18 protein-coding genes and 1 pseudogene are annotated in these 21,972 nt (G+C 72.7%); 8 read left to right on the top strand and 11 right to left on the bottom strand.

Going from position 1 to position 21,972, the window contains the following annotated elements; all coding sequences use genetic code 11:
- Positions 1 to 196 precede the first annotated feature (196 nt).
- From ACIG0D_RS33185 to ACIG0D_RS33175, 3 genes are all read left to right on the top strand, one after another.
- The gene (locus ACIG0D_RS33185; RefSeq protein ID WP_399808543.1) at positions 197 to 2,557 is read left to right on the top strand and encodes a chitinase C-terminal domain-containing protein; all 2,361 of its coding nucleotides are present in this window, start codon (positions 197 to 199) and stop codon (positions 2,555 to 2,557) included.
- 126 nt (positions 2,558 to 2,683) lie between these two features.
- Positions 2,684 to 3,583 (top strand): RNA polymerase sigma-70 factor, encoded by a 900-nt coding sequence (locus tag ACIG0D_RS33180; RefSeq protein ID WP_399808541.1) that lies wholly within the window; start codon positions 2,684 to 2,686, stop codon positions 3,581 to 3,583.
- A 121-nt stretch (positions 3,584 to 3,704) separates the two neighbouring features.
- Complete coding sequence (locus ACIG0D_RS33175) at positions 3,705 to 4,463, top strand: SDR family oxidoreductase (protein WP_399808538.1); 759 nt, start codon at positions 3,705 to 3,707, stop codon at positions 4,461 to 4,463.
- Positions 4,464 to 4,524: 61 nt separating this feature from the next.
- Here ACIG0D_RS33175 and ACIG0D_RS33170 read toward each other — a convergent pair whose 3' ends face one another.
- Positions 4,525 to 5,832, bottom strand: coding sequence for an ROK family transcriptional regulator (locus ACIG0D_RS33170; protein ID WP_399808535.1), 1,308 nt, complete (start codon positions 5,830 to 5,832; stop codon positions 4,525 to 4,527).
- A 129-nt stretch (positions 5,833 to 5,961) separates the two neighbouring features.
- Between ACIG0D_RS33170 and ACIG0D_RS33165 the strand changes: the two genes are divergently transcribed.
- Positions 5,962 to 7,173, top strand: a complete 1,212-nt coding sequence (locus ACIG0D_RS33165) for an MFS transporter (RefSeq protein WP_399808532.1) — start codon at positions 5,962 to 5,964, stop codon at positions 7,171 to 7,173.
- On the opposite strand, the gene ACIG0D_RS33160 is transcribed toward ACIG0D_RS33165, so the two are convergent.
- Positions 7,133 to 7,591 carry an acyl-CoA thioesterase gene (locus ACIG0D_RS33160; protein WP_399808529.1) on the bottom strand — a complete coding sequence of 153 codons (459 nt, stop codon included), beginning with the start codon at positions 7,589 to 7,591 and terminating at the stop codon, positions 7,133 to 7,135. The genes ACIG0D_RS33165 and ACIG0D_RS33160 overlap by 41 nt on opposite strands.
- A gap of 165 nt (positions 7,592 to 7,756) precedes the next feature.
- Here ACIG0D_RS33160 and ACIG0D_RS33155 point away from each other — a divergent pair, with 165 nt between their 5' ends.
- Entirely contained in the window at positions 7,757 to 9,160 is a 1,404-nt protein-coding gene (locus tag ACIG0D_RS33155) for a uracil-xanthine permease family protein (RefSeq protein WP_399808526.1), read from the top strand.
- Here the strand turns inward: ACIG0D_RS33155 and ACIG0D_RS33150 are convergent.
- Positions 9,142 to 10,302 carry a glycoside hydrolase family 6 protein gene (locus ACIG0D_RS33150; protein ID WP_399808670.1) on the bottom strand — a complete coding sequence of 387 codons (1,161 nt, stop codon included), beginning with the start codon at positions 10,300 to 10,302 and terminating at the stop codon, positions 9,142 to 9,144. The two genes, ACIG0D_RS33155 and ACIG0D_RS33150, sit on opposite strands and share 19 nt — an antisense overlap.
- 203 nt (positions 10,303 to 10,505) lie before the next feature.
- Between ACIG0D_RS33150 and ACIG0D_RS33145 the strand changes: the two genes are divergently transcribed.
- Positions 10,506 to 11,192, top strand: a complete 687-nt coding sequence (locus tag ACIG0D_RS33145; protein WP_365765740.1) for a DUF5995 family protein — start codon at positions 10,506 to 10,508, stop codon at positions 11,190 to 11,192.
- 100 nt (positions 11,193 to 11,292) lie between these two features.
- Positions 11,293 to 12,222, top strand: a complete 930-nt coding sequence (locus tag ACIG0D_RS33140; RefSeq protein WP_399808522.1) for an LLM class F420-dependent oxidoreductase — start codon at positions 11,293 to 11,295, stop codon at positions 12,220 to 12,222.
- 16 nt (positions 12,223 to 12,238) lie between these two features.
- Here ACIG0D_RS33140 and ACIG0D_RS33135 read toward each other — a convergent pair whose 3' ends face one another.
- From ACIG0D_RS33135 to ACIG0D_RS33125, 3 genes are all read right to left on the bottom strand, one after another.
- Positions 12,239 to 13,933, bottom strand: a complete 1,695-nt coding sequence (locus ACIG0D_RS33135; RefSeq protein ID WP_365765742.1) for an NAD(P)/FAD-dependent oxidoreductase — start codon at positions 13,931 to 13,933, stop codon at positions 12,239 to 12,241.
- Between the two features lie 50 nt (positions 13,934 to 13,983).
- The gene (locus ACIG0D_RS33130) at positions 13,984 to 14,772 is read right to left on the bottom strand and encodes a carbon-nitrogen hydrolase family protein (protein WP_399808519.1); all 789 of its coding nucleotides are present in this window, start codon (positions 14,770 to 14,772) and stop codon (positions 13,984 to 13,986) included.
- Positions 14,773 to 14,989: 217 nt separating this feature from the next.
- Positions 14,990 to 16,201: an MFS transporter gene (locus tag ACIG0D_RS33125; RefSeq protein ID WP_399808516.1), complete on the bottom strand. Its 1,212-nt coding sequence runs from the start codon at positions 16,199 to 16,201 to the stop codon at positions 14,990 to 14,992.
- 747 nt (positions 16,202 to 16,948) lie between these two features.
- Here ACIG0D_RS33125 and ACIG0D_RS33120 point away from each other — a divergent pair.
- The gene (locus ACIG0D_RS33120) at positions 16,949 to 17,461 is read left to right on the top strand and encodes a hypothetical protein (RefSeq protein WP_399808514.1); all 513 of its coding nucleotides are present in this window, start codon (positions 16,949 to 16,951) and stop codon (positions 17,459 to 17,461) included.
- On the opposite strand, the gene ACIG0D_RS33115 is transcribed toward ACIG0D_RS33120, so the two are convergent.
- The 5 genes and pseudogenes from ACIG0D_RS33115 to ACIG0D_RS33095 all read right to left on the bottom strand — a co-directional run bounded on the left by ACIG0D_RS33115 (position 17,420) and on the right by ACIG0D_RS33095 (position 21,961).
- Entirely contained in the window at positions 17,420 to 17,872 is a 453-nt protein-coding gene (locus ACIG0D_RS33115; protein WP_399808511.1) for an Lrp/AsnC family transcriptional regulator, read from the bottom strand. The two genes, ACIG0D_RS33120 and ACIG0D_RS33115, sit on opposite strands and share 42 nt — an antisense overlap.
- 10 nt (positions 17,873 to 17,882) lie before the next feature.
- A complete protein-coding gene (locus ACIG0D_RS33110; protein ID WP_399808508.1) occupies positions 17,883 to 19,367 on the bottom strand; it encodes an amino acid permease in 1,485 nt (494 codons plus the stop codon).
- Between the two features lie 322 nt (positions 19,368 to 19,689).
- The gene (locus ACIG0D_RS33105; RefSeq protein ID WP_399808667.1) at positions 19,690 to 21,132 is read right to left on the bottom strand and encodes a GuaB1 family IMP dehydrogenase-related protein; all 1,443 of its coding nucleotides are present in this window, start codon (positions 21,130 to 21,132) and stop codon (positions 19,690 to 19,692) included.
- 132 nt (positions 21,133 to 21,264) lie between these two features.
- Positions 21,265 to 21,579 (bottom strand): barstar family protein, encoded by a 315-nt coding sequence (locus ACIG0D_RS33100; RefSeq protein ID WP_399808505.1) that lies wholly within the window; start codon positions 21,577 to 21,579, stop codon positions 21,265 to 21,267.
- Positions 21,576 to 21,961 (bottom strand): annotated as a pseudogene (locus ACIG0D_RS33095) (ribonuclease domain-containing protein). Before ACIG0D_RS33095 ends, ACIG0D_RS33100 begins: the two are co-directional and overlap by 4 nt.
- Between the last annotated feature and the right edge of the window lie 11 nt (positions 21,962 to 21,972).

The raw sequence follows: 21,972 nt of genomic DNA, 5'->3' as shown, positions 1-21,972 counted from the left end.
ACGGCCGATCGTCGTCCATACGGGCGTGTGGTGTGGAGTGGCTCACAAGGCGTGCGCGCGGATCCCTCGGAACCCCCGCCTCCCGGGCACGCCAACTCCCCTCCGCCCACCCGCGCTTGAGATTGGTCCATACCTATTGACGCACTGGTCTAGTCCTCTTTAGGGTCTGCGCAACTTCCGTGGAGAGGAACCGACTGTGCTGTCCCCCTCACCTCACCGGGCCAGACCCGCCCTGCTCGCGGCCGCCGGAGCCGTCGCGGGCCTGCTGCTCGCCGGCCTCCCGGCGACCGTCTCGCACGCCGCCGACCAGGAGTCCTGTCGCCCCGACGGCCTCTACAAGACGCCCGGCGTCGACGTCCCGTACTGCTCGGTCTACGACTCCGAGGGCCGGGAGAAGATGGGCGCCGACCACCAGCGCCGGGTGATCGGCTACTTCACCGGCTGGCGTACCGGCAAGGACGGCACGCCCGCGTATCTCGCCCCGGACATCCCCTGGGACAAGGTCACGCACCTCAACTACGCCTTCGCCCACATCGACGCGAACAACAAGATTTCCGTCGGCACGGACGGGCCGGCCAACCCCGCCACCGGCATGACCTGGCCGGGCGTCAGTGGGGCGGAGATGGACCCGCAGTTCCCGTACAAGGGCCACTTCAACCTGCTGAACAAGTTCAAGAAGCAGCACCCGGACGTGAAGACGCTGATCTCGGTGGGCGGCTGGGCGGAGACCGGCGGCTACTTCGACGACAGCGGCAAGCGGGTGAACTCCGGCGGCTTCTACGCGATGGCCACCAACGCCGACGGCTCGGTCAACCAGGCCGGCATCGACACCTTCGCGGACTCCGCGGTCGCGTTCATCCGGAAGTACGGCTTCAACGGCGTCGACATCGACTACGAGTACCCGACCACCATGAAGGACGCGGGCAACCCGCTCGACTGGTCCTTCGCCAACCCCCGCCGGGCGGGCCTGGTCAAGGGCTACGCGGCCCTGATGAAGACCCTGCGCGAGAAGCTGGACCGCGCGGGCGCGGCGGACGGCAGGCACTACCTGCTCTCGGTCGCGGCCCCCTCCTCCGGCTACCTGCTGCGCGGCATGGAGACCTTCCAGGTCCAGAAGTACCTGGACTACGTCAACATCATGTCGTACGACCTGCACGGCGCCTGGAACGAGTACGTCGGCCCGAACGCCTCCCTCTTCGACGACGGCAAGGACGCCGAGCTGGCCGCGGCGAACGTCTACGGCAGCCAGCAGTACGGCGGCATCGGCTACCTCAACACCGACTGGGCGTACCACTACTTCCGCGGCTCCATGCCGGCCGGCCGCATCAACATCGGCCTGCCGTACTACACGCGCGGCCACAAGAACGTGCAGGGCGGCACGGACGGGCTGTGGGGCAGAGCGGCGGCGACCACCTGCCCGGCCGGCTCCGGTCTGACCAAGTGCGGTGACGGTGCCGTCGGCATCGACAACCTGTGGCACGACAAGGACGACAACGGCAAGGAGTCCCCGGCCGGGTCCAACCCGATGTGGCACGCCAAGAACCTGGAGAAGGGCATCGTCGGGGACTACGTGACCAAGTACGGCTTCCCCTCCGGCACCAAGCTCACCGGCACCTACGCCCGCAAGTACGACTCCACGCTGGTCGCCCCGTGGCTGTGGAACGCCGAGAAGAAGGTGTTCCTGTCCACCGAGGACGAGCAGTCGGTGGCCGCCAAGGCCGACTACGTCGTCGACCGGGGCATCGGCGGCACGATGGTGTGGGAGCTGGCGGGCGACTACGACTGGAACGCGGCCAAGGGCCAGTACGAGGCGGGCGACACGCTGACCTCGCTGATGTACGAGAAGTTCAAGTCGGCCTCCCCGTACGGCGCCAAGGTCTCGAACAAGCCGCTGCCCACCAAGGCGGTGAACATCGGCGTGGAGTTCGGGGAGTTCAAGCTCGGCGACTCCAACTACCCGATCACCCCGAAGGTGAAGATCACCAACAACACGAAGACGACCCTGCCGGGCGGTACGGAGTTCCAGTTCGACTACTCCACCGCCGCCCCGGGCAACGCCTCCGACCAGTCGGGCTTCGGCACGAAGGTGATCAGCAGCGACCACACGGGCAACAACGTCGGCGGACTCAAGGGCGACTTCCACCGTGTCTCGCTGAAGCTGCCGGCCTGGCAGTCGCTGGCGCCCGGCGCGTCCGTGGAGCTGTCCTTCAACTACTACCTGCCAGTGTCCACCCCGTGGAACTGGACGGTGAACATCGCGGGCACGACCTACGCCCTCGCCGGGGACCTGGCGCGCGGCACCACGCTGGTGGAGCCCGGCTCGGGCACCTCGCCCTCGCCGGACCCGACGAACCCCACGCCGACGAACCCCACGCCGACGCCGACCCCGACGCCCGGCGCGTGCACCGCGCCCGCGTGGAACGCGACGTCCGAGTACGGCGGTGGTTCGACCGTGTCCCACAAGGGGCACTCGTGGAAGGCGAAGTGGTGGACGAAGGGCGAGGAGCCCGGCACCACCGGCGAATGGGGGGTCTGGCAGGACCTCGGCGCCTGCTGACCCCGGACGGACCGGCCCGGCGGCGGTGACGACGGCCCTTGCCCGCCGCCGGGTCTCACCATCTCCCCTCCCCCGCGCACCGGGCCCCGCACCCTGCCGGAGCATGGCTCTGGCAGGGTGACCGGCATGACGACCGCGACCACCGACGAGACCGCCGACGAGTTCGAACGCCACCGTCCCCGGCTGTTCGGCCTCGCCTACCGTCTGCTGGGCTCCGCCGAGGAGGCGGAGGACGCCGTCCAGGACGCCTATCTGCGCTACAGCGGCGCCGACCGCGCGGAGATCGGCCACCCGGGCGCCTGGCTCGCCAAGGTCGTCACCAACCTCTGCCTCAACCGGCTGACCTCGGCGCGCGCCCGGCGGGAGCGGTACGTCGGGGCCTGGCTGCCGGAGCCCGTGATCACCTCCGACGGCACCCTCGGACCACTGGAGTCGGCCGAGCAGCGGGACGCCGTGTCGCTGGCGGTGCTGGTGCTGCTGGAACGGCTCACACCGACCGAGCGGGCCGTGTACGTGCTGCGGGAGGCGTTCGGATACGGCCACCGGGAGATCGCCGAGGTGCTGGAGCTGGGCGAGGCCAACTGCCGTCAGCTCTACCGGCGCGCCGTACAGCGGGTGGGTGAGCCTCGGTCGCGGTTCCGGCCGGCGCCCGAGCGGCAGCGGGAGCTGGTCGCCTCCTTCCTCGCCGCGGCGCGCGACGGCGATCTCGCGGGCCTGGAGAAACTGCTCGCGGCCGAGGTGACCTGGACCAGCGACGGCGGCGGCAAGGTCAGCTCGGCCCGCCGGCCGGTGCTCGGCCGGGACAAGGTGGGCCGGCTCGTGGTGGGCGGCGCCGAGCGGTTCGCGGCGGGCCTGGAGTACACGACGATCGAGGTCAACGGCGAGGCCGGGCTGGCCGCGTGGTCCGGTGACACGCTCGCCGCGGTCGTCGCCTTCGAGCTGCGGGGCGAGGCGATCACGCAGGTGCGGGTCGTGCTGAACCCGGACAAGCTGGGTTTCGTACGGCGTCAGCTGACGGGGGCGTGACCGAGGACATCGGTCGCGGGGTGTGTCACATGGCGTGTCACATTCCGCACCCCCTGCCCGGTCTCCGCTGACGCAGGGCGTTCCGTCCGGGAGCGCCCCTCGTCCGAAGGGACCGAACGACATGACCACGATCCTGGTGACCGGCGGCACCGGAACCCTCGGCCGGCTCGTCACCGAGCGGCTGCGGGCGGACGGGCACGAGGTGCGGGTGCTCAGCCGGCACGCACAGCCGTACGCCGTCGATCTGCGGGCGGGCGGCAGCGGGCTGGACACGGCCGTCGCGGGCGTGGACGCGGTCGTGCACTGCGCGAGCAGCCCGCGCGGCGGGGACGAGCAGGCGGCCCGCCATCTGATCGAGGCGGCGCGGCGGACCGGGGTGCGCCATCTGGTCTACATCTCGATCGTCGGCGTCGACCGGGTGCCGTTCGGCTACTACCGCACCAAGCTCGCCGTGGAGCGGCTGATCGAGGAGTCGGGCCTCGGCTGGACCGTGCTGCGGACGACCCAGTTCCACGACCTGCTGGTCCAGCTCTTCCAGGCCCTCGCCAAGCCGCCGGTGATGCCGGTGCCCGCGGGGGTGGCGGACCAGCCGATCGAGGTGGCGGAGGTCGCCGGCCGGCTGGTGGAACTCGCGCTCGGCGAGCCGGTGGGGCGGGCCGAGGACATGGGCGGCCCCGAGGTGCGCTCCCTGGAGTCGCTGGCCCGGGCCTACCTGGCGGCGACGGGCCGCAGGCGGCCGGTGGTGCGGGTGCCGCTGGGGGGCGGCGCCTACCGCGCCTTCCGCGCGGGCGGCCATCTCACTCCGGAACGCGCCGTGGGCAAGGGCACCTTCGAGGAGTTCCTGGCGGCACGGTTCGGCGGCGGCCACCACGGGCGCTAGGGGGTGTCGCGCCGATCATGCCGGGCTCCCGACGCCCAGTCTCCCCGCCGCGGGTTCCGGGTCATCTCTCCGGCGGTGCGAACAGCTCGTCCTGGGCGCGGTCCCGTGCCGTCAGCAGCGCGCCCCGCAGTACGGCGCCGCCGCCCAGGCTGCTCGGCCGTACCTCGGTGACCAGCGGTGACATACGCCGGACCCGTTCCTCCACCCGCGCGGCGAGTGCCGCTCCCCCGGCCTGGCCGATCTCGCCCCCGAGCACCACGCACCCGGGGTCGAGAACGGCCGCGACGGAGGCGACCCCGATGGCCAGCCGGTCGGCGAGCGCGTCCAGGAACCGGTCGTCGCCGGCTCCCCCGTCGGCCGGATCGCCGGCGGGCAGCGGGCCGGCACCGCCGCCGGGCGGCGCTTCCGCGCCTCCGCCCCCGGGACCGCCCGCGGCACCCCGCACCGCCGCGCCCACCAGCTGTGCCGCCCACGGTCCCGGGCCCGTCCGGGGGGCGGTCACGCCGTGGTCCGCGGCCAGGCGCTCGATGGCCGCGGCGCCCGCCAAGGAGTGGAAGCCGCCCGCGCAGTCGGTGGCCGAGGGCAGGCCGTTCGTGCCGGGCACGGGCAGGAAGCCGATCTCCCCGGTCCCGCCGGAGGCCCCGCGGCGCAGCCGGCCGTCGAGGATGACGGCAGCGCCGGTACCGTGGCCGAGCCAGAGCAGGACGAAGGTGTCGCGGTCGCGGGCGGCGCCCTCGCGCTGTTCGGCGAGGGCCGCGAGGTTGGTCTCGTTCTCGACGATGACCCGGGCCTCGGGGAGCCGTTCGGTCAGCGTGGCGACCAGCCGCCGGTGCCAGGCGGGCAGGCCCGTCGAGTCACGCAGCTCGCCGCTGGCCGGGTCGATCAGGCCGGGCGCGCCGATCCCCACGGTGTGCAGCCTCCCCCACGCCCGACCGGACTCGCGCGGGGGCGCCCCCCTGGTTCCGGCCTCCTTGGCCGCGCGTTCCACGAGGGCGACCGCCTGCTCCACGGCGGGCCCGGTGCCGGCGTCGTCGCCGATCGGCACGGACGCCTCGGCGAGCACCCGCCCGAGCAGGTCGGAGACGATCACGGAGACCCCCTCGGTGCGCACGTCGAGCGCGGCGAGGTGGGCGCGGTCGGCGACGATGCCGTACAGCTTGGCGTTGGGCCCGCGCCGCTGCTCCCCCGCCTCGCCGACCACGGCGATGAGCCCCGCGGCGGTGAGGCGGTCGACGAGGTCGGCCACGGTGGGCCGGGACAGGCCGGTCAGCTGCTTCAACTGCCCTGCCGTCAGCGGCCCCTGCTGCTGCATCAGGCGCAGGGCGAGCCGGTCGTTGATGGCTCGGGCGGTGCTCGGGGATGCGGGCATGCCGGGATCCTCCCAGACGGGCGGGCGCGCGCCCCGGTCGGCGCCGCGCATACTCCCTATCTATCAGGCAGGGTTCCTGATAGTTTACGCCGCGACAACGCAGCCGCGTCCGGGGAGGGGTCCGATCCCATGAGCGAAGTGATCTACGAGCCACGCGTCGTCCGACGCGCCCGGTACGCCGTGGCCGCGGTCTTCACCGTGCACGGCGCGGTCACCGGCTCGTTCGCGACCCGGGTGCCGTGGATCCAGGACCACGCCGGGGTGAGCGCGGGCCAGCTCGGCCTCGCCCTCGCCTTCCCCGCGCTCGGCGCGTCCGTCGCGATGCCGCTCGCGGGCTGGTTCAGCCACCGCCTGGGCGCCCGCAGGGCCCTGCGCGGGCTGCTGGCGCTGTGGACGCTGTCCCTGGTCCTGCCGGCGCTGGCGCCGAACCTGGCCACCCTCTGTCTGGCCCTGTTCGTCTTCGGCGCCACGGCGGGCATGTCGGACGTGGCGATGAACGCGCTGGGCGTGGAGGTGGAGAACCGTCTCGGCCGGTCGATCATGTCCGGCCTGCACGGCATGTGGAGCGCGGGCGCGCTGATCGGCTCGGCGGCCGGCACGCTCGCCGCGCACCTGGGCGCCGACGCCCGGCTGCACCACGCGCTGGCGGCCGGTGTGCTGACCGTGACCGGCGCGGTGGTCTGCTCCTGGGTGCTCGACCTCCAGCCCGCGGAGGACGAGGAGCCGCCGCCCCGGTTCGCGCTGCCGCCGCGCTCGGCGGTGCTGATCGGCGCGGTCGGGTTCTGCGCGGTGTTCGCGGAGGGCGCGAGCCTGGACTGGTCGGCGGTCTACCTGGAGGACGAGCTGGGCACCTCGGCCGGTCTGGCGGCGGCCTGCACCACCGGGTTCACGTTCACCATGGCGGTCGCCCGGATCGCGGGCGACAAGGTGGTGGACCGGTTCGGCGCCGTGCGCACGGTCCGCTGGGGCGGGGTGCTGGCGGCCCTCGGCGGGGCGATGATCGTCCTGGCCGGGCATCCGGCGGTGGCGATGACCGGGTTCGCGCTGATGGGCCTCGGCATCGCCGTGGTCGTCCCGCTGTGCTTCGCGGCGGCGGGCCGCAGCGGCCCCAACCCCAGCCAGGCCATCGCGGGCGTCGCGACGATCACGTACACCTCGGGGCTGGTCGCCCCGAGCGCGATCGGCGGGCTCGCCCAGGCGACCAGCCTGGTGGTGTCGTTCGGCCTGGTCACGGTGTTGTCCTGCGGGCTCGGCGCGTTCGCGGGCGTGCTGCGGGCCGGTGACCGCGACCGACCGAAGGTCACGCGCCCGGACGCAGCAGTTCCCGGCCCACGGCCCTGAACTCCTCGCTCCACGGCGCGGGCCGCAGCGTGTCCGCGTCGAGCCGGACCAGCACCCGGGTGCCGTGCGCGTACGTCGTGGTGCCGTCGGCGGAGCAGAAACGGAAGCCGTACGTCAGTCCGGTCGTGCCGAGCCGCTCCAGCCACAGGTGGACGGCGTACGCGCCGGGCCGGGTCACCGGCGCCTCGTAGCTGATCCGCAGCTCCTTGACGGCGTTGCAGGCGTCGCCGGCCGCGGCCCAGTCGCCCTCGAAGCGGAAGCCGTGCTCCTGCCACAGCTGGGCCCAGGCCCGCTCGACCATGAGCGGGTAGCGGGCGTTGTGCAGCAGCCCGAGCGCGTCGAGGTCGTCGAAGTGGACGGTGACGGGGAGCAGCCGGCCGTACGAGAGGGCGGGGGCGAGCGAGGCTTCGGCGGTCACGGGTGGGCACTCCTGGGTGGAACTGAGGGTGGAACTGAGGGTGGACCTGAGGGCGTACCTGAGATGGAACGTTCAACCAACGCATCCTAAGCGGACGCTCAGCACCCCTCCGCACCAGGGACAATGGTCGGCGGCCCCCCGCCCGCACGACGAAAGCGAAACCTCATGGATCTCGGCGTCCGCTGGAAACTGCACGGCGACGGACGCACCCCGGCCCCCGGAGCCGTCGTCCGTCCCGACGAACGGCTCTCCTGGCCGCGCACGGCGGGGCTCGGCGCCCAGCACGTGGTCGCGATGTTCGGCGCGTCGTTCGTGGCGCCCGTTCTGATGGGTCTCGACCCGAATCTGGCGATCATGATGTCGGGCGTCGCGACGATCGTGTTCCTGCTCGCCACCCGCGGCCGGGTGCCCAGCTACCTCGGCTGCTCGCTGTCCTTCGTGGGCGTCGCCGCGGTCATCCGCGCCCAGGGCGGCACGAGCGCCACCGTCACCGGCGCGGTCCTCGTCGTCGGTGTCGCGCTGTTTCTGGTGGGACTCGCCGTGCAGCGGTTCGGCGCGCGGATCATCCACGCCGCCATGCCGCCCATCGTCACCGGCGCGGTCGTGATGCTGATCGGCTTCAACCTGGCCCCGGTGACCGCCTCCACCTACTGGCCGCAGGACCAGTGGACGGCCCTGCTGGTGATGCTGTTCACCGGCCTGGCCGTGGTCTGTCTGCGCGGTTTCTGGTCCCGGATCGCGATCTTCCTCGGCCTGGTCTTCGGCTACGGCATCTCCTGGGTCTTCGACCTCGTCTTCGGCAAGATCCACTCGGTGGACGGCAGCGGCAAGGTCACCGACCACTGGCGCCTCGACTTCTCCGCGGTCGGCCAGGCCGACTGGATCGGACTGCCCTCCTTCCACGGCCCGTCCTTCGAGTGGTCGGCGATCCTCGTTGCGCTGCCCGTCGTCATCGCCCTGGTCGCCGAGAACGCCGGACACGTCAAAGCGGTCGGCGAGATGACCGGCGACCCGCTGGACGACAAGCTCGGCACCGCCATCTCCGCCGACGGCGTCGGCTCCATGCTGTCCACCGCGGTCGGCGGCCCGCCCACCACCACGTACTCCGAGAACATCGGCGTGATGGCCGCGACCCGCGTCTACTCCACGGCCGCCTACTGGACCGCCGCCGCCTTCGCGCTCCTCTTCGGCCTGTGCCCCAAGTTCGGCGCGGTCGTGGCCGCCATCCCCGGCGGCGTGCTCGGCGGCATCACCGTCATCCTCTACGGCATGATCGGCCTGCTCGGCGCCCAGATCTGGATCAACGCCAAGGTGGACCTGCGCAACCCGCTGAACCTGGTGCCGGCCGCGGCGGGCATCATCATCGGCGTCGGCAACGTCTCCATGGAGATCACCGACAACTTCTCCCTCAGCGGCATCGCCCTCGGCACGCTCGTCGTCATCACCGGCTACCACGCCCTGCGCGCCTTCGCCCCCGCCCACCTCAAGAGCCAGCAGCCGCTGCTGGACGAGGGCACCAGCTCCTACGACACGGAGGCCGGCGAGGCGGATCAGCGCGCCAAGTCGTAGGCGTACGACGGGGTGAAGGTGCCCGGCGCCCCCTTGCAGCCGTCCGACTCCCCCGGCAGCTTCACCCACAGGTAGGCGTCGATGCGCTCCTCGCCGGTGGCCAGGGTCGGGGCCCGGCCTAGTCTGCGGCCCGCCGGGTCGCACCAGCCGCCGTCGGCGGGGGCGCCGTTGCCGTTGCGGCTGGTGTCGATCACCGCGCCGAGGCCGGGCGGTCCGCCGAGGGCGTCCAGGACCCGCCGGACGTAGGCGATCTCGTCGGCCGTCCGGTGGAAGTTGGACACGTTGCTGAACACGCCGTCGGACGAGGCGGCCGAGGCGGCGCCCGCCTGCCGCAGCAGCTCCGCCTGCTGCCCGGCCGGGTGCCAGCCGGAGTGGCCCGCGTCGTGGTAGACGCGGGCCTTCGGATTGGCGGCCTTCAGCACCCGGCCCGCGCGGGCCAGCGAGGCGAACCGCTCGGCGCGCTCCCCGGCGGGCAGACAACCGGCCTGCGCGACCGCGTCGGGCTCCAGGACCACGATCACCTCACCGGAGCCCAGCCCGGCCGCGAACCGGTCGATCCACGCGTCGTAGGCGTCGAGGCCGGGCGCGCCGCCCCGCGAGTGGCCCCCGCAGTCCCGGTCCGGGATCGCGTACGGCACCAGCACCGGCACCCGGCCCTGGGCGGCGGCGCCGGAGGTGACCGCGGCGACCCGGGCGGTGATCGTCGCCGGGCTGAAGTCGGCGAACCAGACCGCGGCGGGCCGGTCGGCGATCCGCTCCTCGATGACCGGGCGGCGCGGGTCGTCGGGGTTGGCGCGCACCCAGTCCAGGACCCGGGAGTCGGGGTGGCGGTACAGGCGGGCGGAGACGGGCGCGTTCCGCCGGGCGGGCTCGGTGCGGCGCGGCGACGGTGTGACGGACTCCGGCCACGCGGGCGTCGGGACGGGCGAGGCGGAGGCGGCCGGCGCGGTCGTCGGCGGCGGTGGCGAGGGCGGTGGCGTCCGCGCCCCGGTCGGTGACGGCTCGGCCGGCAGCCGGTCGGGCCGGGGCGGCCGGTTCGTCTCGGCGGTCCTCGCCTCGTCCACGGCCGGCCGGTCGTCGAGCGCGGACACCATGCCGGTCACCGCGCCGACCGCGACCACCACCGACGCCACCGCCGCCATAGCGTTGCGCCGGACGGCACGCCGGCGCGCGGCCCTGCGCTCGGCCAGCCGCCGGGCACGTAAGCCTGGCACGTGCTGATCCCCCCTCGTGTCGCCGTCTCCCCCACGGCTCACTCTCCCGTGCGACGCGCCCGTTCCCCCGTTCCGGCGAAGCGCCGGGCTCGCCGCCACCCCGGCAAGCCTAGGGCTGGGACGCTGCCCCCATGGCGCAGTTGGAACACCTCACCACTCCCGTCGACGCGGTCGTCGCACGCATGCGCGCCCTCGACGCAGCCCTGCCCCCGCGGGACGGACTCGCGGTATTCAACCGCGTCTACCTCGCCGTCACGGAGGCGGTCGACCAGCGCATCGACGCCGGGCGGTTCCGGGACCCGCGGGCGGCCGTCACGCTGGACGTACGGTTCGCGGAGCGCTATCTCGCGGCGGTCGACGCGGTCGCCGAGGAGCGCCGTCCGCCCGCCTGCTGGCGACCGCTGTTCCAGTTCCGCCGCCACCCCGGCGTACGTCCGCTGCAGTTCGCGCTGGCGGGCATCAACGCGCACATCGGGCACGATCTGGCGCTCGCCGTCGTGGACGCCTGTCGTACGTTGGGATGCGAACCGGCCGATCTGGAGGATGAGTTCGACCGCGTGGGCGACCTCCTCGTGACGCTGGAGGAGCGCATCCGCGAGGATCTGATGCCGGGCCCCGATCTGCTCCAGATCGCCGACCCGCTCACCCATCTGCTCGGCGCGTGGAGCCTGGAGCGGGCACGGGACGCGACCTGGGCGGCGGCGCGGGCGCTGTGGGCGATGCGCCGGCTGCCCGATCTCACCGAGGAGTTCGTCGAACGGCTGGACGCCGCGGTGGGGTTCGCAGGTCGGATGATGCTCACTCCGCTACCGGCCTGATCCGGCCAACCGCACCGCTCTCACCAGACGATTCCCCAATGAATCGTTGTAAGTTGAATGATCAATTCAGCAGTCGCTGACGCGAAGGAGCACACCCCCCATGGCGATCAGACTCGGTCTCGGACTGCCCCAGGCACGCCACTACGACCTCGGCCGCGACGTCCCCGAAGTGGCCCGCGCCGCCGAGCGCATCGGCTACGAGAGCCTCTGGGTCTTCGAGCGCGCGTTATTCCCCGAACCCGCCACCCAGGGGCTGTACGGGGTGGAGGGCCTGCCCTGGCCCGACTTCTACCGGCATGTCGCCGACCCGCTGGTCACGCTGACCCTCGCCGCGGCGGCCACCGAGCGGGCGCGGCTGGGCACCAGCGTGCTGGTGGCGCCGCTGCACGTGCCGTTCCAGCTCGCCAAGTCGCTCGCCACGCTGGACGCGGCGAGCGGCGGCCGGGTGGTCGCCGGGTTCGGCACCGGCTGGTCCCTGGACGAGTACGCCGCCGCCGGCATCCGCCCGTTCGAGGAGCGCGGCCGGGTGCTGGACGAGCTGATCGAGGTGTGCCGGGCGGTGTGGGGCCCGGACCCCGTGGTGCACGAGGGTCCGACCACGAGGATCGCCTCGGCCGCGGTCGGCCCCAAGCCCGCCCGGCCGATCCCCGTCCTGCTGGCCGCCTCGGGCCCGCGGGCCCGGCGCCGGCTCGTCGACCACGCCGACGGCTGGCTGCCGGTGGCCATGGACCCCGGCGCCCTGGCCGAGGAGTGGCGGCGCCTGCAGGACCTCGCGGCCGAGCGGGGCCGTACGGCTCCCCTCCGGACCGTGCTGCGGGTCAACGCGCAGTACACGCCGCGGACGTACGACGGCGCCGACCGCAGGCCCTTCCAGGGCAGCGTCGACCAGATCGTCGCGGACCTGGTCCCGTTCGCGGAGATCGGCCTGGAGGAGATCCTGATCGACTTCCTGGGCTCGCCGCGCGACGCGAAGGAGCTGGTCGACGTGGCCGAGCAGGTCTACGACAAGACCCGCGCGGCCGGCGTCTGACCTCGCTGCCCCCGGATCAGTCCTCCGGCAGCTCGACCGGCGCGATCTCGTCGTAGACGTCGCCCGGGCCCGGGTTCGACGGGTCGGTCTCGCCGCCGAAGTGGTGCATGACGCCCCAGACCGCGTTCAGCGCGGTCTGGACGGCGCCCTCGGCCCAGCCGGCCGTCCAGGAGATGTCGTCGCCCGCGAGGAAGATGCCCCGCTTGTCCTCGGGCAGCCGGTCCTGCATGAAGTGCGTGAACAGGCGCCGCTGGTAGCGGTAGTGGCCGGGCAGGTTGGCCTTGAACGCGCCCATGAAGTAGGGCTCGTTCTCCCAGGAGACCGTCACCGGGTTGCCGATGATGTGCTTGCGGATGTCGACCTTCGGATAGATCTCCGACAGCGACTTCAGCATGACCTCCATCCGCTCGTTCGCGGACAGCGGCAGCCACTTCAGGCTGTCGTCGCACCAGGTGTACGACAGGCAGATCACGGCGGGCTGGTCCGGGCCGTTGTCCAGCAGGTAGGTGCCGCGGGTCATGCGGTCGGTGAGCGTCATCGACATGACGTCCCGGCCGGTCTCCTCGTCCTTGTCGAGCCAGAACGGCCGGTCGACGGGGACGAAGAGCTTGGAGGACTCCATGTAGTGGGTGCGCTCGATCGCGGTCCAGTGGTCGATCGGGAAGAGCGAGTCGTCGCACTGGATCTTGGAGAGCAGCATCCAGGACTGGGCGGTGAAGATCGCCGCCCGGTAGGTGCGGATGTCGCCGTTCGCGTCGGTCACGGTGATCCGGTTGCCCGCGGTGCGGTGCAGCCGGGTCACGGCCGGGCGGGGCGCGCCGTCGTGCAGCTTGGCGAGCGAGGTGCCGTGCGGCCAGTGCACGATCTTCTCCGGCTCGCGCTCCCACAGGCGCAGCGGCAGCTGCTGGGAGCCGCCGACGATGCCGCGGTGGTGGTCGTCGGCCTCGGTGTAGACGACGCGGAGGATCTCCAGGATGGAGTTCGGGAAGTCGGTGTCCCAGCCGCCGGTGCCGAAGCCGACCTGGCCGAAGATCTCGCGGTGCCGGAAGGACTTGAAGGCCTCCGACTCGCACAGGAAGCCGTAGAAGGTCTGGTTGTCGAGCTTCTCGACGAGCTTCGACCAGATCTCGCGGATGCGCTTGACGTCCCGCTCGCGCATGGCGCGGTTCATGTCGGAGAAGTCGGCGCCCTCCTCCAGGCACTTGTTCCACGCCTCGGCGACGTCCCGGTAGACCTGCGGCAGGTCGTCGATGGTCTCGGCGTAGTGCGTCTCGCCCTTGAGATCGACGACGGTCGACGGGGTGGCCTCGGCGAGCGGGTTCGGGAAGGGCCTGGTCTCCAGGCCGACCAGGTCGATGTAGTGCTGGAGGGCGGTGGAGGACGGCGGGAAGCGCATCGCGCCCATCTCCGCGGTCAGGGACTCGTCGCAGCCCTCGAAGCCCACCGTGCGCAGCCGTCCGCCGATCTGGTCGGCCTCGTAGACGACGGGCTTGAGGCCCATCTTCATCAGCTCGTACGCGGCCACGATGCCGGACAGACCGCCGCCGATGACGGCGACCTCGGTGCCGTGCTCGGTCGCGGGTATCTGGCCGAGCCCCGCCGGGTGGGCGAGGAAGTCGTCGTAGGCGTACGGGAAGTCCGGGCCGAACATGGTGATCGGCGGCTGCTGCTCGTCGGTGTGCTCGACGGCGTTGGGCACCGTGGACGTCATGGGGTACGGACTCCTTGCGTGGTGGAACAGGGGGGAGGCGTGGGGGCGGCTCAGACGAGGGAGCCGTAGAGGCCCGGGCGGCGGTCCGCCAGATACGGGTTCGCCTCGCGGGAGGCGGCGAGGAAGACGGGGTCGACGTCGGCGAGGACCAGTTCCTCGGCGCGGCCGGCGCGGGTGCGGGCGATGCCGTCGGGGCCGGCCAGGGTGGAGAGCCCGACGAACTCGAACTCGCCCTCGGTGCCGACCCGGTTGACGTACGCGACGTACATCTGGTTCTCGAAGGCCCGCACCGGGATCAGGTGCTCGGGCACGAACTGGAACGGGTGCATCTGGGCCGTCGGGACCAGCAGCAGGTCGGTGCCCGCCAGGGCGTGGGCGCGGACGTTCTCCGGGAACTCCACGTCGTAGCAGATCACGATCCCGACGCGGACGCCGTCGATCTCCGCCTGGACCACCGGCTGCTCGCCCGGCGTGAAGTGGTCGCGCTCGAAGCAGCCGAAGAGGTGGGTCTTGCGGTAGTTGGCCAGGCGGGTGCCGTCGGCGGAGATCAGCTGCGCGGAGTTGAAGACGGTCGCGTCGGCGCGCTCGGGGTAGCCGTACGCGACCGCCAGGCCGTGGCGCGTGGCGATCTCGGCGACCGCGTCGGCCGCGTCGCCGTCGGCGGGCTCGGCGAGGCGGGCGATGTCGTCGCCGATGGCGTAGCCGGTGAGGAACATCTCCGGCGTGACCAGCAGGCCCGCTCCCGCGGCGGCGGCCCGGCCCGCGGCCTCGTCGAGGACCTTCAGGTTCTCGACGGTGGAACCGGGGCGGCCGGAGCTCTGGAGCAGGGCGATACGCATGCGTGTTCCTCACCGGGACGGATGGGTGTGGGGGCCACGTAGACCGTACGGTCGGGCGGCTCGGGGGGACAAGGAGGAGCCGTTGCGCGCTCGTGCGCGGTTTGTTGCGTCCGTCCCGGCACTCGCGACGATTCGTTGCGCGCCTCGGGTCGCGTGTTCCCGCCGCCCGGGGGCGGACGGCCGCGGGTGGGGCGGCGGCCGTCCGCCCCACCTACTCTCACCTGCGGAAAGGGCCATCGGACGGGAGTCGGCGACGGGGCTTGGTCCACAGCAGCGCGGCGGTCACCAGGTACGGCACGGCGAACCAGGTGAACGCGGTGGCGTGGCCGGTGGCCGTGCCGAGGGCGGCGTAGGAGCCGTAGACCGCGATGGTGGCCACGCTGGTGCCGAGGCCGGCGACCGAGGTGAGGGTGGCCCGGGCGGAGGCGTCGACGCGCTGCTGGAGGCGGGCGTCGGCCAGCACGGTCGCCAGCTGGAAGCCGCCGAAGGCGAGGGCGACGAGCAGCAGGCCGGCCGGGGTGCCCGTCGCCGCGCCCGCCGCCAGGGCGAGCCCGGCGCCCGCGAGCAGTCCGGCGAGGCCGCGCCGGCCGAGGCGTTCGGCGGGACCGGCCAGCAGGCCACCGGCCGTGGCACCCGCCCAGATCAGCAGGAGCAGGTACGGAACCTTCGCGTCCGGTACGCCGGTCTCGCGGGCCAGCAGCGGTGTGTACTCGTCGAGCGTGCCCCACACCGCGCCTACGGCGGGGACCAGCAGCAGCGCGCCGCGCAGCGAGCGGTCCACGCGGACGCGGGCGAGTCCGGCCCGCAGGGTCGCGGCCCAGGCGTCGCCGCCGGTCGCCGCGGCGCGGTGCTCCGGGAAACGGGTCGCCGTCGCGGCGGCGAGCAGCAGGGCGAGCACGCTCAGCGCGCCGACGGCCGGGTAGCCGCCCAGCGTGAGGACGGGCCCGGCGAGGCCCATCGCGGCCATCACGCCCAGCAGGCCGGCGGCCCGGGCGCGGCCCATGACGCGGGCGTAGCGGTCCGCCGCGCCGAGCCGGTCCAGCTCGTCGTGGACCAGCGCCTCCAGCGCACCGGAGCCGAGCGCCTCGCCCGCGCCCCACAGCACGAAGCCCAGCGCGAACGCCGGGTACGACGGCACGAGCACCCACAGGGCGAAACCCGCCGCGGTGAGCAGCGGACCGAGCCACAGCAGCAGCCGGCGCGAGACCGCGTCGGCCCAGGCGCCCGAGGGGACCTCAAGCACCAGGCTGGTGACCGACCACAGGGCGAAGAGCGAGGAGATCTGCCAGACCGACAGTCCGGTGTCGCCGAACAGCAGCGCGTACACCGGGTACAGCAGGATCAGGTCGTGGAGGAACGCGTAGCCGTACAGCGTGCTCGTGAGACGGCGGACGCCGGCAGCGGGCACACGCGCGGGTGAGAGAGTCATGAGGCCTTCCCGTAGGGGCGATTCGGACACCGGACGTACGGCGCCCGAGGCGGCCCTCGGGAGGCGTGGCTGGGGGATCAATGTCGCCAGGTCATGACATCGATGGTAGGCGGCACGGGGCATGCGGCGCGGGGGATTTTCGGGGCGGTGGCGAGGGCCGCCCGTCAGGGGCTGACGGCGGTCTTCCAAGGGCGGAGGCGGCTGGGCGGGGGCCTGCCGGGCGAGGCACTACGACTGCCGGCCGCGGCACCCGCCGACGGACCTGCGGCACCCGCCAGCCGGGCCTGCCGCGCCCTCTCCGCACCCACGAGCCATCGGCCCCTGCCCTGAGGGCGACAAGGTGAGCCTGCCGCGCGCGGCACCAGCCGCTGGTGGCCGCCGCGCCGGGGATCCGCCCTGGAGGGAAACCGGACCGGGCAGCTGCCCGGGCGCGGCCGATACCACCCGACGCAGCCCCGCCGCCGGAGGACGGGGCACGCCGCGCAGGCCCTCACCGGAGGACGGGGCACGCCGCGCAGGCCCTCACCGGAGGACGGGGCACGCCGCGCGAGCCGTCACCGGCCGCGACGTGTCGCCAAGACCATCCGGCGCCCCGCCCCCTCCGGCGCCCTCCCTGAGGACGAGGCCCCGCGCGTGCGGCTCCCCCGCGCGGCGGGTGGTCTCCGTCCGGGGCAGGACGTCGGTGCGGCGGGGTGCGGGTGAGACTGCGGGCGGGAGCCGAACCGCCGTCCGCCGAAGGGTGCCGTCATGAAGAGTGCCGAGATGTCCGCGCTGCCGTTCGTCGACGTGCACACGGTGGTCGTCGCGGCGGAACCGGTCGCCGTGTGGCGGGCCGTCGGCGAGGTCGTGGGCCGGAGTTTCGCGGGCGGGCGGTCGCAGGGGGTGGCGCGGGTGCTCGGCTCTGCCGACCGGACCGCGTCCGGAGCCCGGCCGCCGGCCGTGGGGGCGACGGTGCCGGGCTTCCGCGTGATCACGGCGGACGAGGGCCGAACGCTGGCGCTCGCCGGCAGCCACCGTTTCTCGGCGTACGCCCTGGTGCTGCGGCTGGAGCGGGAGGGCCCGGGGAGGACCCGGGTGCGAGCCGAGACCCGGGCCGCCTTCCCGGGTCCGGCCGGCCGGCTCTACCGGCTGCTCGTGATCGGGTCGCGCGCGCACCGGCTGGTCGTACGCCGGATGCTGGCGCGGATCCGCCGCCGGGCCGAGGCGGGCGGGCCCGGGTCAGGTCGGGGAGCCGGAGGAGAAGCGCCGCAGCAGCGGTGAGAGCACCAGGACCGACTTGGTGCGCTCGACGAACGGCTCGCCCGCGATCCGCTCCAGGACCCGTTCGAAGTGCCGCATGTCGGAGGCGAAGACCTGGGCGATCGCGTCCGCCTCACCGGTGACGGTGGACGCGGCCACGACCTCCTGGTAGCGCTCCAGGCCCCGCTGGATGGTCTCCGGCGAGGTGTTGCGGCGGCAGTAGATCTCGACGAACCCCTCGGTCTCCCAGCCGAGTGCCGAGGGGTCCACGCGGACGGTGAATCCGGTGATGGCCCCGTTGGCGCGCAGCCGGTCCACCCGGCGTTTCACGGCCGGCGCGGACAGGCCGACGAGCTGGCCGATGTCCGCGTAGGAGCGGCGGGCGTCCTCGGCGAGGGCGTGCACGATGCGTTCGTCGAGATCGTTCAGCACTGGGGGTCGTTCACTTCGCTTCTGGTGTTGCCTCTGTGGTGGCCGCCGGGACGGCGAGCCGGGAGCGGCGGTAGCCGTACAGGAAGTAGAACACGAGACCCGCGAGCATCCAGAACCCGAAGACCACCCAGGTGACGGTCTCGAGGCTGAACATGTTGTACGCGCAGAAGACGAAGCCCAGCACCGGCAGCACCGGACCGAACGGCACCTTGAAGGTGCGCTCCAGCTCCGGCCGCTTGTAGCGCAGCACGATCACCGCGATGTTGACCAGCGCGAAGGCGAAGAGCGTGCCGATGCTGGTGGCGTCGACGAGCTTGCCGAGCGGGATCAGGGCAGCCAGGACGCCGCAGAAGAGGGAGACGATCACGGTGTTCAGACGCGGGGCGCCGGTCTTGGCGTCGACCTTGCCGAGCGCCTTGGGGACCAGGCCGTCGCGGGACATCGCGAAGAGGATGCGGGTCTGGCCGTAGAGCACGGTGAGGACCACGCTGGCGATGGAGATGACCGCGCCGAGGGCGAGCAGGGTGCCCCAGAACGTCTGGCCGCTGACGTCGTTCATGATTGCGGCGAGGGAGGCGTCGGAGCCCTCGAACTTGGTCCAGTTCCAGGCGCCGACGGCGACGGCCGCGACCAGCACGTACAGCGCCGTGACGATGATCAGCGAGAGCATGATCGCGCGCGGCAGGTCCTTCTTCGGGTCCTTGGCCTCCTCACCGGCGGTGGAGGCGGCGTCGAAGCCGATGTAGGAGAAGAACAGCGTGGCACCGGCGGCGCTCACACCCGCCATGCCCAGCGGCATGAAGTCGGCGTAGTTGCCGGACTTGAAGCCCATGAAGCCGACGGCGCAGAACAGCACCAGCGCGCCGATCTTCACGGCGACCATGATCGTGTTGGCGCGGGCGGACTCGCGGACGCCGCCCAGCAGGAAGATCATCGCGAGCAGGACGACGATCAGCGCGGGCAGGTTGATGATCCCGCCCTCGCCGGGCGCGGAGGACAGGGCGCTCGGGATGGTGACGCCGATGGTGCCGTCGAGGAGTTCGTTGAGGTACTCGCCCCAGCCGACGGCGACCGCGGCCACCGACACGCCGTACTCCAGCACCAGACACCAGCCGCAGACCCAGGCGACCAGCTCGCCCATCGTTGCGTACGCATACGAGTAGGAGGAGCCGGCGACCGGGATGCTGCCGGCCAGCTCGGCGTACGACAGGGCCGAGAAGAGGGCCGTCAGACCGGCTATCACGAACGCCAGGGTGACCGCCGGACCGGCCTCCGGGACGGCGTCGCCGAGGACGACGAAGATGCCGGTGCCGAGGGTGGCGCCGATGCTGATCATGGTGAGCTGCCACAGGCCCAGGGAGCGCCTGAGCGAGCCGCCCTCGCCCTGGCCGCCCTCGGCGACCAGGCGTTCCACGGGCTTGCGGCGCATCAGGCGCGCGGCGACGCCCGGGGCTGGCTGGGTGCGGTTCTGCGGGGGTGCGCCTTGGTCGAGCACGCGCTGGCTCCTTCTTGCTGCCGTTGGGGACAGACGGGGACCGGCGGCACCCCGGCGACAGCCGGGAACCACCGAGCGGGGTCCCCGCCACGCCACGTACAGCGCGACACTCTATGGGCGGGACGTTGCGGCTGTAATGCAGCAACCTTGCGCATACCCGCAAGATCATTGCGTTGAAGGGGGCAGAGCGGGGGTTCGTTGCACGAGGGCTGTCGAGTGTTGCGCGACGGTGGTTCAGGGTGGGTTTCGGGGAGAAACGGCGAACGCCCCCGTCCGTCCCGGAGAGGGGACGGACGGGGGCCTTCGGACGAGGCGCGGAGGGTCAGCTCCAGCTGGCGTGCAGCGGCTTGCCCTCGGCGTAGCCGGCCGCGCTCTGGATGCCCACGATCGCCTTCTCGGCGAACTCCTCCAGGGAGGCGGCACCGGCGTAGGTGCAGGACGAGCGGACGCCCGCGATGATCGAGTCGATCAGGTCCTCGACACCCGGGCGGGCCGGGTCGAGGAACATCCGGGAGGTGGAGATGCCCTCCTCGAACAGCGCCTTGCGGGCGCGGTCGTACGCCGACTCCTCCGAGGTGCGGTTGCGCACGGCACGCGCGGACGCCATGCCGAACGACTCCTTGTAGGCACGCCCGTTGGCGTCGTGCTGGAGGTCGCCCGGGGACTCGTAGGTGCCCGCGAACCAGGAGCCGATCATCACGTTGGACGCGCCGGCGGCGAGGGCCATGGCCACGTCGCGCGGGTGGCGGACACCGCCGTCGGCCCACACGTGCTTGCCGTACTTCTTCGCCTCGGCGGCGCACTCCAGCACCGCGGAGAACTGCGGCCGGCCCACGCCGGTCATCATGCGGGTGGTGCACATGGCGCCGGGGCCCACACCGACCTTGATGATGTCGGCGCCCGCGTCGATCAGGTCCTTGACGCCCTCGGCGGAGACGATGTTGCCCGCGACGATCGGCACCTGCGGGTCGAGCGCGCGCACGGTCCTGATCGCGCTGATCATCGACTCCTGGTGGCCGTGCGCGGTGTCGATGACGAGGGTGTCGACGCCCGCGTCGAGGAGCTGCTTGGCCTTGCCCGCCACATCGCCGTTGATGCCGACGGCTGCGGCGATGCGCAGCTTGCCGTGCGCGTCCACGGCCGGGGTGTACAGGGTGGCGCGCAGGGCGCCCTTGCGGGTGAGGATGCCCGCGAGCTTGCCGTCCTTGTCGACCGCCGGGGCGTAGCGCCGGTTGTGGTGGTCGAGGGTGTTGAAGGCCTCGCGCGGGTCGATGTCGGCGTCCAGCAGGAGCAGGTCCTTGGACATGACCACTTCGAGCTGGGTGAAGCGGTCGACGCCGGTCAGGTCCGCGTCGGTGACGACACCGACCGGGCGCTCGTTCTCGTCGACGACCACACCGGCGTTGTGCGCCCGCTTGGGCAGCAGCGACAGCGCGTCGGCCACGGTCTGGTGCGGGGCCAGCACGATGGGGGTGTCCAGCACGAGGTGGCGGCTCTTGACCCAGGAGACGACGTCGGTGACGACCTCGATCGGGATGTCCTGCGGGATGACCACGAGGCCGCCGCGCCGGGCCACGGTCTCGGCCATACGGCGGCCGGCGATGGCGGTCATGTTGGCGACGACGAGCGGGATCGTGGTGCCCGTGCCGTCCGGGGAGCTGAGGTCCACGCCCTGGCGGGAGCCGACCGCGCTGCGGCTCGGCACCATGAACACGTCGTCGTACGTCAGGTCGTACGAGGGCTGGATGTCGTTGAGGAAACGCACGTGCTGCACATCCCAGTCGATCAGAGGTGGCCCCCGGACAGGTCAGCCAGGGGGAAAGAGCACGTACTTCATTCTCCCATGGCACGCCCTCGCGGATGTACGGGCTGTTCATCCGAGCTGGTCAGGGAGGCGTTAGGAGGTTCCTCCAAGGGCGAGCGCCACGGTGAGCGCGGGCGCCTCGTCCGTCGCCTGGGAGAACACCTCGCGTGCGGTCCGCCACTCGTCGGGGCGGGCCTCGGCGTACGCCTGCCAGTTCCGCACGACGACCAGCAGCCCCCTTTCGACCGAGTCCCCGGGCCACAGGCCGTGGTCGGTGAGGCTGTCCGCCAGCGCGTCCCAGTTACGCCCGAACCAGTCGGGCAGAGCGAGGGTCCGCGCGCAGCGGTCCATCAGGCCCGCCTTGTCGGTGACCCCGTCGAGGTCCAGCGTGACCACGACTTCCGTCATCTCAGTACCGCCCTGAACGAGTCGTAGTGATCGTCGGTGTAGTAGGTCTCGCCGCCCCGCCCGGTGACGATGCGCCGGGCCCCGCGGTCGGGGGAGCCCGGCGTCCTGACGGTGTACTCGCGGTAGTAGCCCCGCTCGCGCGCGGGCAGCAGCCGCTCGAAGTTGCCGAAGACCGCGCCGTCCCGGTCGTACGGGAAGGGCCCGCCCCGGTCGATGAGGGCGAGGGTGTCCCGGCTTCGGCGGGCAGGTCCGCCTCCCGCACGGTGGCCATGCCGTCGGCCCACGGCGGAGCGGAGGGCTCGTCGGTGCCGGAGCACCCGACCGGCAGCGCGAGCAGACAGAGCAGACACAGCAGCACCCGGGGGACGAACCGCAGCAGCATGCCGCCGATGC

The organism is Streptomyces sp. NPDC052773, from assembly GCF_044547145.1.
GTDB lineage: Bacteria > Actinomycetota > Actinomycetes > Streptomycetales > Streptomycetaceae > Streptomyces.
Note: the sequence above shows the minus strand (reverse complement) of the source record. Positions and strands in the feature narration are given on the sequence as shown.

Excerpts from the sequence above, each read along its gene's own strand:
- ACIG0D_RS33135 (WP_365765742.1), bottom strand. The coding sequence starts at position 13,933 with ATGACGTCCACGGTGCCCAACGCCGTCGAGCACACCGACGAGCAGCAG.
- ACIG0D_RS33165 (WP_399808532.1), top strand. The coding sequence starts at position 5,962 with ATGAGCGAAGTGATCTACGAGCCACGCGTCGTCCGACGCGCCCGGTAC.
- ACIG0D_RS33130 (WP_399808519.1), bottom strand. The coding sequence starts at position 14,772 with ATGCGTATCGCCCTGCTCCAGAGCTCCGGCCGCCCCGGTTCCACCGTC.
- ACIG0D_RS33120 (WP_399808514.1), top strand. The coding sequence starts at position 16,949 with ATGAAGAGTGCCGAGATGTCCGCGCTGCCGTTCGTCGACGTGCACACG.
- ACIG0D_RS33180 (WP_399808541.1), top strand. The coding sequence starts at position 2,684 with ATGACGACCGCGACCACCGACGAGACCGCCGACGAGTTCGAACGCCAC.
- ACIG0D_RS33125 (WP_399808516.1), bottom strand. The coding sequence starts at position 16,201 with ATGACTCTCTCACCCGCGCGTGTGCCCGCTGCCGGCGTCCGCCGTCTC.
- ACIG0D_RS33140 (WP_399808522.1), top strand. The coding sequence starts at position 11,293 with ATGGCGATCAGACTCGGTCTCGGACTGCCCCAGGCACGCCACTACGAC.
- ACIG0D_RS33155 (WP_399808526.1), top strand. The coding sequence starts at position 7,757 with ATGGATCTCGGCGTCCGCTGGAAACTGCACGGCGACGGACGCACCCCG.
- ACIG0D_RS33100 (WP_399808505.1), bottom strand. The coding sequence starts at position 21,579 with ATGACGGAAGTCGTGGTCACGCTGGACCTCGACGGGGTCACCGACAAG.
- ACIG0D_RS33175 (WP_399808538.1), top strand. The coding sequence starts at position 3,705 with ATGACCACGATCCTGGTGACCGGCGGCACCGGAACCCTCGGCCGGCTC.
- ACIG0D_RS33145 (WP_365765740.1), top strand. The coding sequence starts at position 10,506 with ATGGCGCAGTTGGAACACCTCACCACTCCCGTCGACGCGGTCGTCGCA.
- ACIG0D_RS33150 (WP_399808670.1), bottom strand. The coding sequence starts at position 10,302 with ATGGCGGCGGTGGCGTCGGTGGTGGTCGCGGTCGGCGCGGTGACCGGC.
- ACIG0D_RS33170 (WP_399808535.1), bottom strand. The coding sequence starts at position 5,832 with ATGCCCGCATCCCCGAGCACCGCCCGAGCCATCAACGACCGGCTCGCC.